The organism is Streptococcus sp. k-628, from assembly GCF_013277475.1.
Lineage (GTDB): Bacteria > Bacillota > Bacilli > Lactobacillales > Streptococcaceae > Streptococcus.
The window spans coordinates 1-310 of the sequence record NZ_VMMZ01000094.1 but is presented as its reverse complement, the minus strand read 5'-3'; the positions used below and the strand labels follow the sequence as shown (position 1 = coordinate 310).

Sequence of the window (310 nt, the reverse complement as noted above, 5' to 3'; positions counted from 1 at the left end):
TGGCTGGCATTCCGACGGTACCTGTGCCACTCAAGTCACTGTTGCCACTACGAGCTTGTGCTTCTACAGTACCTTGCGCTTTCACCGCTTCATGACCTACTGTCACTTTACCAGTATCTGCGTCTACTGTTAGACCTGCCACTGTCTTGTCGGCTGACCATTTACCTTGGTCGTTCTTCTTAACAGTAACTGTATCCTTGCCTGAACCATCTGCTTTATCGAAGGTCACAACAACCTTATCCGCATGTTCTGGTGCTGGAATCTCAACACCTACATGGTCGGCTGTATCCACTACTGCTGGGACTGGTGC

1 protein-coding gene is annotated in these 310 nt (G+C 50.0%); it reads right to left on the bottom strand.

The annotated features are described in order from the left end of the window. The coding region (locus HT730_RS09725; RefSeq protein WP_173307467.1) for a hypothetical protein at positions 1–310 on the bottom strand (310 nt) is incomplete at both ends.